Annotated in this window: 14 protein-coding genes and 1 pseudogene; 8 read left to right on the top strand and 7 right to left on the bottom strand. The window is 69.8% G+C overall.

The window, feature by feature from the left end; translation table 11 throughout:
* Window positions 1–12 precede the first annotated feature (12 nt).
* Window positions 13–2,391, top strand: coding sequence for a heavy metal translocating P-type ATPase (locus J1C47_RS21045; RefSeq protein ID WP_207352771.1), 2,379 nt, complete (start codon window positions 13–15; stop codon window positions 2,389–2,391).
* Window positions 2,388–2,540: pseudogene (gene ccoS, locus J1C47_RS23875) on the top strand (cbb3-type cytochrome oxidase assembly protein CcoS); the annotation flags it as partial. The gene J1C47_RS21045 and the pseudogene ccoS, both read left to right, overlap by 4 nt.
* Before the next feature lie 28 nt (window positions 2,541–2,568).
* Here ccoS and J1C47_RS21035 read toward each other — a convergent pair.
* From J1C47_RS21035 to J1C47_RS21005, 7 genes are all read right to left on the bottom strand, one after another.
* Complete coding sequence (locus tag J1C47_RS21035) at window positions 2,569–2,889, bottom strand: hypothetical protein (RefSeq protein ID WP_207352769.1); 321 nt, start codon at window positions 2,887–2,889, stop codon at window positions 2,569–2,571.
* The gene (locus J1C47_RS21030) at window positions 2,886–3,851 is read right to left on the bottom strand and encodes a 2-hydroxyacid dehydrogenase (protein WP_342592033.1); all 966 of its coding nucleotides are present in this window, start codon (window positions 3,849–3,851) and stop codon (window positions 2,886–2,888) included. Before J1C47_RS21030 ends, J1C47_RS21035 begins: the two co-directional genes overlap by 4 nt.
* Before the next feature lie 29 nt (window positions 3,852–3,880).
* Window positions 3,881–4,660, bottom strand: a complete 780-nt coding sequence (locus J1C47_RS21025; RefSeq protein WP_281065564.1) for an amino acid ABC transporter ATP-binding protein — start codon at window positions 4,658–4,660, stop codon at window positions 3,881–3,883.
* Window positions 4,661–4,685: 25 nt separating this feature from the next.
* Entirely contained in the window at window positions 4,686–5,489 is an 804-nt protein-coding gene (locus J1C47_RS21020; protein WP_207352768.1) for a transporter substrate-binding domain-containing protein, read from the bottom strand.
* 32 nt (window positions 5,490–5,521) lie between these two features.
* Window positions 5,522–6,178, bottom strand: coding sequence for an amino acid ABC transporter permease (locus J1C47_RS21015; protein WP_207352767.1), 657 nt, complete (start codon window positions 6,176–6,178; stop codon window positions 5,522–5,524).
* A gap of 9 nt (window positions 6,179–6,187) precedes the next feature.
* A complete protein-coding gene (locus J1C47_RS21010; protein ID WP_207352766.1) occupies window positions 6,188–6,859 on the bottom strand; it encodes an amino acid ABC transporter permease in 672 nt (223 codons plus the stop codon).
* A 96-nt stretch (window positions 6,860–6,955) separates the two neighbouring features.
* The gene (locus J1C47_RS21005) at window positions 6,956–7,972 is read right to left on the bottom strand and encodes a substrate-binding domain-containing protein (RefSeq protein WP_207352765.1); all 1,017 of its coding nucleotides are present in this window, start codon (window positions 7,970–7,972) and stop codon (window positions 6,956–6,958) included.
* Between the two features lie 635 nt (window positions 7,973–8,607).
* On the opposite strand from J1C47_RS21005, the gene ffh reads away from it, so the two are divergent.
* From ffh to trmD, 6 genes are all read left to right on the top strand, one after another.
* The gene (ffh, locus tag J1C47_RS21000; RefSeq protein WP_207352764.1) at window positions 8,608–10,158 is read left to right on the top strand and encodes a signal recognition particle protein; all 1,551 of its coding nucleotides are present in this window, start codon (window positions 8,608–8,610) and stop codon (window positions 10,156–10,158) included.
* Between the two features lie 102 nt (window positions 10,159–10,260).
* Window positions 10,261–10,668, top strand: a complete 408-nt coding sequence (rpsP, locus tag J1C47_RS20995) for a 30S ribosomal protein S16 (RefSeq protein WP_207352763.1) — start codon at window positions 10,261–10,263, stop codon at window positions 10,666–10,668.
* A gap of 483 nt (window positions 10,669–11,151) precedes the next feature.
* Window positions 11,152–12,669, top strand: a complete 1,518-nt coding sequence (locus J1C47_RS20990; protein WP_207352762.1) for a sensor domain-containing diguanylate cyclase — start codon at window positions 11,152–11,154, stop codon at window positions 12,667–12,669.
* Between the two features lie 140 nt (window positions 12,670–12,809).
* A complete protein-coding gene (rimM, locus tag J1C47_RS20985; RefSeq protein ID WP_245396718.1) occupies window positions 12,810–13,433 on the top strand; it encodes a ribosome maturation factor RimM in 624 nt (207 codons plus the stop codon).
* On the top strand, window positions 13,430–13,732 hold the full coding sequence (locus J1C47_RS20980) for a putative quinol monooxygenase (RefSeq protein WP_207352760.1): 303 nt from the start codon (window positions 13,430–13,432) through the stop codon (window positions 13,730–13,732). The genes rimM and J1C47_RS20980 overlap by 4 nt, the downstream gene beginning before the upstream one ends.
* The gene (trmD, locus tag J1C47_RS20975; RefSeq protein WP_207352759.1) at window positions 13,732–14,442 is read left to right on the top strand and encodes a tRNA (guanosine(37)-N1)-methyltransferase TrmD; all 711 of its coding nucleotides are present in this window, start codon (window positions 13,732–13,734) and stop codon (window positions 14,440–14,442) included. The genes J1C47_RS20980 and trmD overlap by 1 nt, the downstream gene beginning before the upstream one ends.
* Window positions 14,443–14,742 lie beyond the last annotated feature (300 nt).

Raw genomic sequence — 14,742 nt, 5'->3', positions numbered from 1 at the left:
GGACCGGGGCCCATGAGCTGCTGCAGCCCGTCCCTCGAGATTGCCGCCGCCGAGGCCGGCATTCCTGCGGCCGACCGCAGCGGCGAGGAACTCCGCCATGCCGGACGGCTCGGCCAGGACGGGAGGGTGACCTTCGTCTTCGCGGTTCCCGCGCTTCGCGGCGGCGCCGCCATGGCGTCGGTGGAGGACGCACTGCGGCCGCTGCCGGGGATGGTCTCGGCGCGGGTCAACCTGACGCTGCGCCGCGTCACCGTCGTCCTCGACGATGCCGCGGCCTCGCCGCTCGCCGTCGCGCAGACGCTGCGGCGCATCGGCTATCCCGGAACCCCCGTCGATCTCGGCGATCTCGACCAGCTCGCCCGCGACCGGCAGTCCGGCAGGCTGCTGCTGGCGCTCGCCATTGCGGGCTTTGCCGCCGCGAACGTCATGCTGCTCTCGGTGTCGGTCTGGTCGGGCGCGGATGCGGCGACGCGCGATCTCTTCCACCTGATCTCGGCGCTGATCGCCGTGCCGGCCGTCGCCGTCGCCGGGCAGGTGTTCTTCCGCTCGGCGATCGGCGCGCTTGGCGCCGGGCGGCTGAACATGGACGTGCCGATCTCCCTGGCGCTGCTGCTCTCCCTCGGGCTCAGCCTCTACGAGAGCCTTTCCGGCGGCACTGAAGCCTATTTCGACGCGGCGGTGACGCTGACCTTCTTCCTGCTGGTCGGGCGCTATCTCGACCAGCTCATGCGCGAACGCGCCCGAAGCGCGGTCGTCGGCATCGCCAGGCTCGCCGCCAAAGGCGCGACGCTGATCGACGGCAGCGTGCCGGTCTACGTGCCGATCGACGAGGTCGTTCCGGGCATGCGGCTGCGCGTCATGGCCGGCGAGCGCATGCCGGTCGACGCGCTCGTCCTTGACGGCACTTGCGACCTCGACCGCTCGCTCGTCACCGGCGAGAGCGAACCGCTGCAGGCGGTGCCCGGCATGCGCGTCGAGGCGGGCGTCCTCAATCTTTCCGGACCGCTCGACGTCGAGGCGCTGTCCGGGGCGAAGGACAGCTTCCTCGCCGAGATGGCGGCGATGATGCAGGCGGCCGAGAACGGGCGGGGCGCCTATGTGCGCGTCGCCGACCGGATGGCGCGGCTTTACGCCCCGGCCGTCCACCTCGTCGCGGCGGCGACCTTCCTCTTCTGGCTCTGGGCGGGCGGCGGCGACGTTTATCACGCCGTCACCGTCGCCATCGCCGTCCTCATCGTCACCTGTCCCTGCGCCCTCGGCCTCGCCGTGCCGGTGGTCCACGTGATCGGCGCAGCGCGTCTGTTCGAGGCCGGCATCCTGATGAAGGACGGCTCGGCGCTGGAGCGTCTCGCCGGGGTCCGGGCGGTGGTCTTCGACAAGACCGGAACCCTGACCACCGGCGAGCCGCGCGTCGTGGCGACGAACCCCGCCGCGGGCCTGGACGCTGCGGCGGCGCGGGCGCTCGCCGCCCGCTCGCACCATCCCGCCGCGCGGGCGATCCGCGCCCTTCCCGCCGCCGGAAACGACGAAGACGAACCGCCGGTGGAAGCGGCGCGCGAATGGCCCGGCTGCGGCGTCGAGGCGCGGATCGGCGGGCGCACCGCGCGGCTCGGACGCCCCGACTGGGTGGCCGCCATCGCCGCGCCGCAGGACGTGGCGGCGATGGCGCCGGGCCGGGGCGAGGCTGCCGCGGGCGGCGTCGCCTTCGCCCTGTCGGGGGGGCCGCTCGCGACGTTCGAACTCGACGAGACGCTTCGTCCGGGTGCGGCGCCGGCGCTCGCGGGGCTCCGCGATGCCGGAATTTCGGTCGAGCTCCTCTCCGGCGACGCAGAGCGGCCGGTGGCGCGGATCGCCGGACGCCTCGGGATCGGGCGGTGGACGGCGGGGGCGCGGCCCGGCGACAAGCTTGCCCGCATTCGCCAGCTCCAGGCCGGCGGCAGTCCGGTGCTGATGGTCGGCGACGGGCTCAACGATGCGCCTTCGCTTGCCGCAGGCGACGTCTCGATGGCCCCGGCGTCGGCCTGCGACGCCGGCCGGCTCGCGGCGGACTTCGTCTTCACCCGCGAGGGCCTCGACGCCGTGCCCTACACCCTCGACGTCGCGCGGCGGGCGAGGTGGCTGGTGGCGCAGAATTTCGGCCTGGCGATCCTCTACAACGCCGTTGCCGTTCCCCTGGCGATGGCCGGCCTCGTCACGCCGCTCGTCGCGGCGATCGCGATGTCCGCCTCCTCGATCCTCGTCGTCGCCAACAGCCTGCGGCTGGCGCGCAGCGACCGCCGGAACCTTTACCGGAAGAGCGGCGGTAAGGCCGTCTCCGGACCCGGGCGGCGAGGCGGCACGCCCGACACGGGCCCCGCGCTGCCGGATCTCGCCGAGGGGAGGGCGGCGTGAACGCGCTGCTCTTCCTGGTGCCGATCGCGCTCTTCCTCGGGCTGCTCGGCCTCGGCGCCTTCGTCTGGGCGCTGAGGAGCGGCCAGTACGAGGACGTCGACGGCGCCGCCTGGCGGGCGCTGCAGGAGGAGGAGGAGGACGAGGAGAGGACGCCGGCAGGACCGGCAGCCCGGCGTTCTACGCCACCACCTCGAAGACGTGATGATGGATCCGGCCGTCGAACATGGCCATGAGTTCCCCTGTCACCGCCCGGCTCTCGAAGCGGATCGGCGCCTCCAGCGCCTCGGCGAGCGCCGCCTCGTCGTCGAAGCGCATCGCCAGCGACAGCGGGAAGGGCGGGGCGCCGTCGTCCCGCGACAGCGCGAACATCACGCGTAGATCCCGCACGCCAGGAAACTGCCGCCACATCGGGACGAGGCGGGTCTCGACGAACTGGCGGAACTCGGCCTCGCGGCCGGGATGGACGGTGCCCTCGAAGAAGGCCTGGCGGACGATCATCGGCCGGCTCCCCGATCGAGGCGGACGACCGAGGTCGGCGGCACCTCGCCCCTGAAGAAGGCGGCGAGATTGGCGAGCACGAGATCGCCCATGGCGCGCCGGGTCTCGATCGTGGCGCTTCCCTGATGCGGCATCAGGAGGACGTTCTCCATCCCCAGGAACGCGCTGCGGATCGACGGTTCGCCGACGAAGACGTCGAGCCCGGCCGCGGCGATCGTGCCGTTGGAAAGCGCCGCGATCAGCGCGTCCTCGTCGACGACGCTGCCGCGCGCGACGTTGACGATCATGCCGTCCGGCCCGAGTGCCGCCAGCATCTCGGCCCCGACCATCTTCTCGGTCCCCGCCGTGCCGGCGAGGCAGACGGCGAGGACGTCGCTTCCCTCGGCAAGCGCAAGGGCGGAGCCGGCCCTGAAGTAGCCGGCGGGCACGTCGACCTGCGAGCGGTTCCAGATGGCGATTTTCATGCCGAATGCCTCGGCGCGGCGGGCGAGCGCCCGACCGATCTGGCCGAAGCCGAGGATGCCGAGGCGCTTGCCAGCAAGGCTCGCGCCGAGCGCCAGCCTGCCGCCCGCGGCCCAGCCGCCGCTGCGCACCAGCCGGTCGCCCTCGCCGAGACGGCGCATGACGCCGAGAATCAGTGCCATGCCGAGATCGGCGACGTCGTCGGTGAGGACGCCCGGCGTCGTCGAGACGTGGATGCCGCGCCGGCGCGCGAGGTCGAGGTCGACCTTGTCGGTGCCGACGCCGTTCACCGCGACGAGGCCGAGGGCCGGAAGCCTGGCGAACCATGCCGGGGAAAGGCCGGTGCCGCCGCCGGTGACGACGGCGCGGATCCTGTCCGCGGCCGCCTCTGCCTCCGCCTGTCCGTCCGGCCCGAAGAGGCGGATGACCCGGTAGGCGGCGTCGAGCCGTTCCTCGATCTCGGCGAGCATCGGCTCGACGAGCAGGATGTCGTTTTTCACTGGATGCCTCGTGCCTCGCCGCGACGTCTTCAGTGGCCGGTGATCTGGCCGAGGAAGGTTCGCGTGCGTTCGTGCTTGGGATTGGCGAAGAACTCTTTCGGCCCGGCGATCTCGACGATCTCGCCGCGATCCATGAAGATCACCCGGTCGGCGACCTGCCGCGCGAAGCCCATCTCGTGGGTGACGACCATCATCGTCATGCCCTCGCGGGCGAGATCGATCATCGTGTCGAGCACTTCCTTGACCATTTCCGGGTCGAGGGCCGAGGTCGGCTCGTCGAACAGCATGATCTTCGGGTTCATGCAGAGCGCCCGCGCGATCGCCACGCGCTGCTGCTGGCCGCCGGAAAGCTGTGCCGGATATTTCTCCGCCTGTTCGGGGATCTTCACCCGTTCGAGATATTTGCGCGCCGTGGCTTCGGCCTCGTCCTTCGAAACGCCGCGCACCTTCATCGGCGCCAGCATGCAGTTGCGAAGCACCGTCATGTGCGGAAACAGGTTGAACTGCTGGAACACCATGCCGACGTCGCGGCGGATCTGTTCGACGTTCTTCGGCCCGGCGGTCAGCTCGATGCCGTCGACGACGATCCGGCCCTTTTGGACCGCCTCCAGCTGGTTGACGCAGCGGATCAACGTCGACTTGCCGGAACCCGACGGGCCGCAGACGACGATCTTCTCGCCGCGTGCGACCGACAGGTCGATGTGTTTGAGTGCGTGGAAGGTGCCGTAATATTTCTCGACACCTTCCATGGTGACCGCGGGCGTGTCGGCGGCTGCGTCCGCGCGCCCGGCGGGCGAGGTGGTGCTCATCGCTGACATCCCGCGCTCTTTCCGCTCAGCTCTTGGTCTTGGCGAGGAAGTCCGGCAGCGGCGCGTCCAGCCATTTCTGGTGCAGCTTGTCGAGCTCGCCGTCCGTCTTCACCTTGTTCAGGAAGTCGTTGACCGCCGCCATCAGCTTGTCGGCGCCGGGGCGGGTGGCGATGCCCTGCTTCTGCTGGCTGAGCGAGAACTTGGTGTCGTAGGTGTCGGGCCGCACCTTCTCGACCTGCGCCACCACCGTGTTCGAGCAGCCGATCAGCGGCACCTGGCCGGAGAGCAGCGCCTGCACCGCGGAGGCGTCGTCGTCGAAGCGCTGGATGGTGGCGCTGTCGGGCGCGACCTTGGTGATCGCCGTATCCTGCGTCGAGGCGCGGGCGACGCCGACGCTCTTGCCGGCGAGATCCTCGGCCGACTTCACCTCGGTGCCCTTGTCGCCATAGACGAAGATCTCGATCCCGGCATAGGGCTGCGAGAAGTCGACCTGCTCGGCGCGCGCCGGGGTGATGCCGAGCGAGGCGACGAGGACGTCGACCTGGCCGGAGAGGAGATAGGGGATGCGGTTCGGCCCGGTCACCGGAACGAGGTTGAGCTTCACGCCGAGATCCTTGGCGAGCAGCCTGGCGACGTCGGCGTCGTAGCCGTCCGGTTTGCCGTCGTTGTCGAGGATGCCGAAGGGCGGGAAGTCGACGAGCATGCCGACGTTGATGGTGCCGCGCGACTTGACCTCGTCCAGCGTCTGGGCCTTCACCGCGGCCGTGCCGAGGCCCGCGAACACCGCGGCGGCAGCCGCCAGCGCGGCGACCTTCCTGATGAGATTCATGATCGTTCTCTCCCTGTTGTCGGGCCGGCAGCTCAGCGCTGCGTGGCCACTGCGAAACGGCGTTCGGTCCAGCGCGCGACCAGCGACAGCGGCCAGCACAGGACGAAATAGAGTATCGCCACCAGGCCGAAGACCTTGAACGGCACGAAGGTGGCGTTGTTGATGATCTGGCCCGCCCGGGTCAGTTCGACGAAGCCGATGATCGAGGCGAGCGAGGTGCCCTTGATCAGCTGCACCAGGAAGCCGACCGTCGGGGCGACGGCGATCTTCGCCGCCTGCGGCAGGACGATCGACTTCATCCGGTCGACATAGCCAAGGCCCAGCGCCCAGGCCGCTTCCGACTGGCCGGAGGGCACCGCCTCGATGCAGCCGCGCCAGATCTCGCCGAGAAAGGCGCTGGCATGCAGCGTCAGGGCCAGCGAGGCGGCGAGCCACGGATTGATGCCGGCACCGAAGATGTTGAGGCCGAAATAGACGAGAAAGAGCTGCATCAGCAGCGGCGTGCCCTGGAACAGCCGGATATAGCCGAGTGCGAGGTAGCGCAGCGGGGCGACGCTCGAGACCCGGCAGAGCGCCACGATCAGACCGCCGATCGCGCCGCCGGCGAAGGCCACGGCCGACAGCGCCAGCGTCCAGCGGATGGCCTCGACGATGAACAGGGCTTCGTTGATGCCGAAGGGGCGGATCATCGGCGGCTCCTATCGGCTCAACGGGTAGTCGAAGGCCCAGCGCCGGACGAGCGAGAACAGCCCGGAGAAGGCGATGGCGAGGACGAGGTACATGCCGGTGATGACGAGATAGACCTCGAAGGAGGCGAAGGTCTGCGACTGGATGTCGTTGCCGGCCGCCGCGAGGTCCGTCGCCGAGATCACGGAGACGACGCTCGAGGTCAGCATCAGATAGATGAACTGGGAGGTCAGGGCCGGATAGACGGTGCGCAGCGCCGGCTTGACGACGATGTAGCGGAAGATCTGGACCGGCCGCAGCCCCAGCGCCGTGCCGGCCTCGACCTGACCCTTCTGGATCGACTCGATGCCGGCCCGGATGATCTCCGTCGCATAGGCGCCGACATTCACCGTCAGCGCGACGAGCGCGGCGGTGTTCGGCGAGAAGCGGATGCCGAGCGCCGGAAGGCCGAAGAAGATGAAGAAGATCTGGATGAGGAACGGCGTGTTCCGGATGATCTCGATATAGGCGTCGACGACCCAGCGCACCGGCCGCGGGCCGCCGGTCTTGCCCGCCGCGCAGACGATCGCGACGACGGTGCCGAGCAGCATGGCGCCGAAGGACAGTTCGAGCGTGACCAGCATTCCCGAGAGAAGGTGGTCGAAATTCGCAAGGACCGGCGCAAAATTCAGTTGGTAGTTCAAGTCCCGAAACCTCCGAGCCGCGACATCTCCCAAGATGCGGCATTTTCGAGCGACTTGACGTCGTTTAGATCGATCTAAAGGACGAGAGGCTGACGGTCAAGGGGCATTCCGAACCGGCCCGATCGACTGGCGTTCGACGAATTGCGTCGGCACCACCGATCGCTCGACCGGCAGAGCCGGTGCGGTGATCCGGCGGATCAGCAGGCGCGCGGCGTTCTCTCCCACCGCGAAGGGGCGGGTCGCCACCGTGGTCAGTCCGGGCAGGACGAGGGCGGCTTCGGCGACATTGTCGAAACCGACCAGCGAGACGTCCTCCGCGAGGCGAAGGCCGAGGTCGAGGAAGCCGCGGTGAAGGCCGAGGGCGACGACGTCGTTGAAGCAGACGACGGCCGTCGGCCGGTCGGGCCGCCCCGCAATGGCGGCGGCGGCCTCCCGCGCGGCCTCGTGCGTCAGGGCCATCTCCAGCACCGCCCCGTCGCCGAGGCCGTGGGCGCGCATCGCCGTCCGAAAGCCCTCCAGCCTGTCGGCCTGTGCCGAGTGCCGGCGATTGCCGCTGACGAAGAGGATCCGCCGGTGGCCGAGGGCGATCAGCCGCCCGGTCGCGTCGCGCATTCCCTCGCGATAGTCGATGCCGGCATAGTCGCTCGCCGTCCCCGGCACGTAGCGCAGCGCCTGGACGAGCGGCAGCTCCCACTGCGCCGCGTCCTCCACCAGCCTGGCATCGGTGCCCTCGCAGGGACAGACGATGACCCCGTCGGCGGCGTGTTCGCGCATGCGCTTCAAGAGACCGGCCTGCTTTTCCGGCGATTCGTTGGAATTGGCGAAGATGACGGCGAGCCCCGCCGTCTCGAAGACCGATTCCATGCCGGCGAGGAGCACGGCGAAGAACGGGTTGGTGAGATTGGGGACGACGACGCCGACGGTCCGGCTCTGCGCGGCGCGCATGCGGGCCGCGCCCGCATTGTAGACGTAGCCGAGTTCCGCCATGGCGGCTTCGACCCGCTCTCGCGTCGAGGCCGAGACCAGCGGGCTGTTGCGCACGACCAGCGAGGCCGTCGCGCGCGAGACGCCGGCCCGGTCGGCGACGTCGAGCAGGGTGGGGCGCTTCGGCACGGCAATCTCTCCCGGATCAGTTCCACGTCGCGACGGCAATCGGTTTGGATCGATCCAAGAAACATGGACGGGGATTCTCGCCGTGTCGAGACGGGATCGAGCAATGGCCTGACGGCGGGCGCGCGATGCCGGGCGCCGCCGCCGGCTCGTCCGAGGCCGCGGCTCCCGAGCGCTGGCAAAGCGGGCCATCTGCCATGCAGGCGGACGGTCAGGCCAATCCCCGTGCTCCCCCCGGCTTCGAGCGATAGCCCTGGGTCATCGGACTTGACATCCGCCATCCATCCTGTTTCAACCCGCCGCAAATCCGCGACATGCCGTCCGCGACCCGCCGACCGGGCCCCTCGTCCTGACAGGAAATCCCTGAACGGAGCACCGAGCCGCCCGGAGGTCACCATCCCCCAGCGAGTTTCGCCCGGGGATGCGATCATGCTTTGTGCCATCGTTCGGGCGAAGCATCGGGGTTTGCGTGCGGCGCGTCGCTGCCCCACCTTCTCGGGGCGATGCCGGCGGAACGGGCCGGCCGCCAGCTTGCGGGACAGACCGGAGCCGGCGGCGCCGCGATCCGCCGCCCGCATCGCGCCGGAAGGACGGCCCCCAACCTTCCGGCCCACGCCGGAAGGACGGAAGGAAGTTCGATGTTCGATTCGCTCCAGGACCGCCTCGGGTCCATTCTGAACGGCCTCACCGGCCGCGGTGCGCTCTCCGACAAGGACGTGTCGGCGGCGCTGCGCGAGGTGCGCCGGGCGCTGCTCGAGGCCGACGTTTCCCTGGAGGTCGTCCGCGGCTTCACCGACCGGGTGCGCGAAAAGGCCGTCGGCGCCGAGATCCTGAAGTCGATCAAGCCCGGCCAGATGGTCGTCAAGATCGTCCATGACGAGCTGATCGCCACCCTCGGCGAGACCCAGGTCCCGATCGACCTGAACGCCCCGGCGCCCGTCGTCGTCATGATGGTCGGCCTGCAGGGGTCGGGCAAGACCACCACCACCGGCAAGATCGCGAAGAGGCTGACCGAGCGCCAGAAGAAGAAGGTGCTGATGGCCTCGCTCGACACGCGGCGGCCGGCCGCGCAGGAGCAGCTGAAGATCCTCGGCGAGCAGACCGGCGTCGCCACCCTGCCGATCATTCCCGGCCAGGGCCCGGTGGAGATCGCCGGAAGGGCCGAGCAGGCCGCCCGCCTCGGCGGCTACGACGTCGTCATCCTCGACACCGCCGGCCGCACCCATATCGACGAGCCGCTGATGGTCGAGATGGCCGAGATCAAGCGGCGGGCGAAGCCCCACGAGATCCTGCTCGTCGCCGACAGCCTCACCGGCCAGGACGCCGTCAACCTCGCGCGCTCCTTCGACGAGCGGGTGGGGATCACGGGAATCGTGCTCACCCGCGTCGACGGCGACGGGCGCGGCGGTGCGGCGCTGTCGATGCGCGCCGTCACCGGCAAGCCGATCAAGCTGATCGGCGTCGGCGAGAAGATGGACGCGCTGGAGGACTTCCACCCGGCCCGTATCGCCGACCGCATCCTCGGCATGGGCGACATCGTCTCGCTCGTCGAAAAGGCGGCGGAGAACATCGACGCGGAAAAGGCCGCGGCGATGGCCCGGAAGATGCAGTCGGGAAAGTTCGACCTGAACGACCTTTCCGACCAGATCCGCCAGATGCAGAAGATGGGCGGAATGGGCGGCATGATGGGCCTGATGCCCGGCATGGGCAAGATGAAGAGCCAGATGGCCGCCGCCGGCCTCGACGACAAGATGCTGAAGCGCCAGCTGGCGATCATCTCCTCGATGACCGCGGCCGAGCGCTCCAACCCCGACCTCCTCAAGCATTCCCGCAAGAAGCGCATCGCGAGCGGCTCGGGCACCAACGCCGCCGACATCAACAAGCTTCTGAAGATGCACCGTCAGATGGCCGATATGATGAAGGCCATGGGCAAGGGCGGCAAGGGCGGCATGATGCAGAAGATGATGGGCGGCCTCGCCGGCAAGATGGGGCTTCCCGGGGGCGGCATGCCGGGCGGCATGCCGGACCTTTCGAAGATGGACCCGAAGGAACTCGAAGCCATGGCCCGCGCGGCGCAGTCCGGCGGCCTGCCGGGCATGCCCAAGGGTCTGCCCCCCGGCTTCGGCGGCGCCGGCGGCATGCCGGGCGGCTTTCCGGGGCTCCCCGGCATGCCGGGGAAGAAGAAGTAGCGGTGCCGGACGGCATCTGCGCGAAATCTCGAGAAATTCAACGAAATGGATGCCGGCGGTCAAGAAGGCCGGCACCGAAAGCCAAGAAAAGGACGTAAGCCAATGCCCCTGAAGATGCGCCTTGCCCGTGCCGGCTCGAAGAAGCGCCCCTACTACCACATCGTCGTCGCCGACGCCCGTTCGCCGCGCGACGGCCGCTTCATCGAGCAGATCGGCTCGTGGAACCCGATGCTGCCGAAGGACGCCGAGCGCGTCGCCCTGAAGGAGGACCGGATCAAGCACTGGCTGTCGGAAGGCGCCCAGCCGACCGACCGCGTGCTCCGCTTCCTCGACAAGGCCGGCATCGCCAGCCGCCCGGAGCGCAAGAACCCGACCAAGGGCCTGCCCGGCAAGAAGGCGCAGGAGCGCGAGGCCGAGCGCAAGCAGCGCGAGGAAGACGCCGCGGCCGCTGCCGCCGAGGCCGCTGCGGCCGGCAGCTCCGAGGCAGCCTCCGAGGAAGCCGGCGCCTGAGGGCGATGACATCCCGCCGGCCGACGCGCCGGCAATCGACGACGCATGGCCGGCCGACGCGCCGGCCATCCGTGGTCACAGCGAGCGGCGCCCCCGAAGGCGCCGCTTTTTTTCGTTTCGGCCGCCAGCGGCATGCCTGTCGCCGCGACGGCATTTTCGAACGCAGCCGTCTTTTGATGCACCCAGGAGTGGATTTTGCGACCCGCGACGAAGGTCTCATCCGCGCCCAGGTAGAAAAATCGTTCCACCGCCGGCGATGCCAATATAAGCTTAACTTTCTGAAACGACTTGTATGAGTCGGCGATGACGGTCCGCCGGCCCCCGGTCTCGGCGCCGGACCCCGGCCGTCGTCGTGCGATGCGGAAGGGATCGACGGCATCCCGGACCTTCGCGGGGCAGATCCATGGACGGGACGCGATCGGCGGATCGCATCCGCGTTCCGCCGAGAGCTGGGCCGAGAGCCTGATTGCCAGGGGTTGCTAGATGTCGAGGTCGAATCGCGTTCCATCCGTAGCGGCCGCGGAAGAGGCGGTGCCGGTCGAGGCGACGGACAGCTTCGGGCTCGCCCCGGTCCCGCTCTGGCTGGAGGACTTCAGCGGCGTGAAGCGGCTGCTCGCCGCCTGGCGGGACGCTGGCGTCACCGAGATCCGCCGGCACCTTGCGGATAATCCCGACGTCGTCGAGGCGGCGGCGCGGCAGATCCGCGTCGTCGCGGTCAACCAGCGGACGCTCGATCTCTTCGAGGCGTCGAGCTTCGAGGACCTTGCCGCCAATCTCGGCCGGGTGTTTTCCGGCGACATGTTCAACAGCCATGCCGACGAGCTGACGCAGCTTTGGCAGGGGCGGACGACCTTCACCAGCCTCGCGGTGAACTACACCCTCGGCGGCCGCCGGCTCGACGTCCAGCTCAAGGCGCGCATCCTGCCGGGACACGAGGAGGACTGGCGGCGGGTGCTGGTCTCCACCGAGGACGTGACCGAGCGCGAGGAAGGCCGGCGGCGGCTCGCCGCCAGCGAGAGCTTTGCCCGGGGACTGTTCGAGCATTCGCCGATCTCGCTCTGGGTCGAGGACTTTTCCGTCGTCAAGAGCCTGATGGACGAGGTGCGCTGGCGCGGCGTCGTCGACTTCCGCACCTTTCTCGACGTCCATCCGGAATTCGTCAGCCGCTGCATGAGCGAGATCCGCGTCGTCGACGTCAACCGCCACACGCTCGACCTCTTCAAGGCGGAGGACAAGCCGACCCTCCTCAGCCGGCTCGGCGACGTCTTCCGCGACGACATGGAGCCGCATTTCCGCGAGCAGCTCATCGACCTGTGGAACGGCAAGCTGTTCCAGCAGCGGGAGGTGGTGAACTATTCGCTCGACGGCGAGCTGCTGCACGTGCATCTGCAGTTCTCGGTGTTTCCCGGCCGCGACACGGACTGGTCGCTGGTGCAGGTGGCGCTCACCGACATCACCGCCCGCAAGAAGGCCGAGGCCTATCTCGAATTCCTCGGCAAGCACGACATCCTGACCAAGCTCTACAACCGGTCCTTCTTCGTCGACGAATTGAACCGCCTGGAGCGCAAGGGGCCGCTGCCGGTGACCGTCATCGTCGCCGACCTCAACGGCCTGAAGGCGATCAACGACACGCTCGGCCACGGCGCCGGCGACGCGCTGTTGCGGCGGGCCGGCGAGGTGCTGCAGGAGGCTGTGCAGAAGCCGCATTGCGCGGCGCGGATCGGCGGCGACGAGTTCGTCGTCATGATGCCGGCATCGAACGAGGCCGAGGGCCAGCAGATGACCGCGGCGATCGAGGAACTCGTCGACGTCAACAACCAGTTCTATTCGGGCCCGACGCTTTCCTTCTCGCTCGGCGTTGCCACCTCGATGGCGACGGAGCGGCTGGAGGACACGGTCAAGCGCGCCGACCGGCGGATGTACGAGGCCAAGCGCAGGCATTACGACGGCACCGTTGAGGATCGGCGCGCGGATCCGTCGCCGGACGGCGGCAGCGCCTGAACTTTTCGCCAGCCCGTCGACGGCGGCGGCGGGAAGCTCTAATGCATCGCCTCGGTTCTCCGGCAGCGGTCGGCGCGCCGGCGGCCTGCCGGCGGCGTTCCGGGGACCGCAGCGACGCAACGCGGACGCGAGGAGCGCCCTTGTACACGAACCCGCCCACCAGCGAGGCACCCCCGCCGCCCGGCAAGGACGGTTCGGACGGAGCCGACCGCCGCGTTCTTCTCGCCGTCATCGGCGGCGCCCACGGCATCCGCGGCGAGTGCCGGGTGAAATCCTTCACCGACGAGCCGGAGGCGCTCGGCCGCTACGGCCCGCTCTTCGACGAAAAGGGCAACCGCTACACGGTGAAATCCGCGCGGCCGCAGAAGTCGGTGCTGCTCGTCCGCTTCGCCGAGGTCGGCGACCGCACGGCGGCGGAGCGGCTGAACGGAACGGAACTCTTCGTCGATCGGAGCGTCCTGCCGGAGACCGGCGATGCCGACGAGTTCTATCTCGACGACCTGATCGGCCTGTCGGCCATCTCGGTTTCGGGCGAGGCGATCGGCCGGGTCGTCGCCGTCCACAATTTCGGTGCCGGCGACATTCTGGAGATCGCGCCCGAAGCGGGGCCGACGGTGATGATCCCGTTCTCTGAAGCTGCCGTGCCCGAAATCGACGTCGAGGCGGCGACGATCACCGTCGAGCCGGTCGCGGCCGGTCTCGAAGCTTCCGGGGACGAGGACGACGCGCCGGCAGAAACCACAGAGGAGGAGGACATCCGATGATCATCGTTTCCGGCACGCTGCGCCTTTCCCCCGGCGACCTCGCGAGCGTCAGGGTGGCGGCTGCCGCCGTGGTGACGGCGACCCGGGCGGAAGCCGGCTGCATCACCTACAGCTTCGCCGAGGATCTGCTCGAGGCGGGGCTGGTGCGCATCTACGAGGAATGGGAGAGCCGCGAGGCGCTCGCCGCGCACGGCAGGTCCGGCCACGTCGCCGCCTGGCATCGGGCCCTTGCCACGGTCAGCGTCCTCGGCAGGAACCTGCAGGTCATCGAGGCCGGCAAGGCGGAGCCGCTCGGCTGATGGCGTTCCGCGCCACCGTCCTGACGCTCTATCCGGAGATGTTTCCGGGACCGCTCGGCATCTCGCTCGCCGGCAGGGCGCTCGCCCGCGGCGACGCGGTCGTCGAGGCGCGGCAGATCCGCGACTTCGGCAAGGGCCGGCATCGCGCGGTGGACGACACGCCGGCCGGCGGCGGCGCCGGCATGGTGCTGAGGGCGGACGTCCTCGCCGAGGCGATCGACGCGGCGCTTCAGCCCGACGACGGCAGGCCGCGGCTTTTGATGAGCCCGCGCGGCCGGCCGCTGACCCAGGGCTTGGTGCGCGAGCTCGCGGGCGGCGAGGGGGCGTTGATCGTCTGCGGCCGCTTCGAGGGGGTCGACGAGCGGGTCATCGCGGGCCGAAGCCTCACCGAAGTGTCGATCGGCGATTATGTCCTCTCCGGCGGCGAGATCGCGGCGATGGCGCTGCTCGACGCCGTGATCCGGCTGCTGCCGGGGGTGATGGGCAACGAGCAGTCGGGGATAAGGGAGAGCTTCGAGACGCCGCTGCTCGAGCATCCCCACTATACGCGTCCGGCGGAATGGGAGGGGCGGCGCATCCCGCCGGTCCTCGCCTCCGGCGACCATGCCGCGGTGGAACGCTGGCGCCTCGCCGAGGCCGAGCGGCTGACCCGCGAACGCCGGCCGGATCTCTTCCGCGGCTGGAAAGACCTGTCACCCGAAGACGGATGACGGCCGCGCCCGGCCGCCTCGGTCAGACCCGCCGGCCGGCGGGCCTCAGTGCTTGCGGCCGCGGCCCGGCGCGTTCTTGCCGCCCGGGGCCCGCGACTTGCGGGCCATGCCTGCGGCGCCGGCCGGCCGCTTCGGCTTGTCGGTCGCGGCCTCGCGGGCGGCCGCCGCCGACGCGGCGCGGCGGCGCGGCATGTCGGTCTCGGCAGTCGCCGTGATCCGGGCGGTCGGGGTGGTCTGGACGGTCTCGACACTGTCGACGGCCATGGCGGCAACCGGCTCGCTATCCGCCACGGCCTCGCC

This window comes from Jiella sonneratiae, assembly GCF_017353515.1.
Taxonomy (GTDB): Bacteria; Pseudomonadota; Alphaproteobacteria; order Rhizobiales; family Rhizobiaceae; genus Jiella; species Jiella sonneratiae.
The sequence above is the reverse complement of the archived record's forward strand: the minus strand, read 5'-3'. Positions and strand labels throughout refer to the sequence as shown.

Bases quoted from the DNA above. Each gene is read 5' to 3' on its own strand.
- J1C47_RS21045 (WP_207352771.1), top strand. From the start codon at position 13: ATGAGCTGCTGCAGCCCGTCCCTCGAGATTGCCGCCGCCGAGGCCGGC.
- J1C47_RS21035 (WP_207352769.1), bottom strand. From the start codon at position 2,889: ATGATCGTCCGCCAGGCCTTCTTCGAGGGCACCGTCCATCCCGGCCGC.
- J1C47_RS21025 (WP_281065564.1), bottom strand. From the start codon at position 4,660: ATGAGCACCACCTCGCCCGCCGGGCGCGCGGACGCAGCCGCCGACACG.
- J1C47_RS21020 (WP_207352768.1), bottom strand. From the start codon at position 5,489: ATGAATCTCATCAGGAAGGTCGCCGCGCTGGCGGCTGCCGCCGCGGTG.
- J1C47_RS21015 (WP_207352767.1), bottom strand. From the start codon at position 6,178: ATGATCCGCCCCTTCGGCATCAACGAAGCCCTGTTCATCGTCGAGGCC.
- ffh (WP_207352764.1), top strand. From the start codon at position 8,608: ATGTTCGATTCGCTCCAGGACCGCCTCGGGTCCATTCTGAACGGCCTC.
- rpsP (WP_207352763.1), top strand. From the start codon at position 10,261: ATGCCCCTGAAGATGCGCCTTGCCCGTGCCGGCTCGAAGAAGCGCCCC.
- J1C47_RS20990 (WP_207352762.1), top strand. From the start codon at position 11,152: ATGTCGAGGTCGAATCGCGTTCCATCCGTAGCGGCCGCGGAAGAGGCG.
- J1C47_RS20980 (WP_207352760.1), top strand. From the start codon at position 13,430: ATGATCATCGTTTCCGGCACGCTGCGCCTTTCCCCCGGCGACCTCGCG.
- trmD (WP_207352759.1), top strand. From the start codon at position 13,732: ATGGCGTTCCGCGCCACCGTCCTGACGCTCTATCCGGAGATGTTTCCG.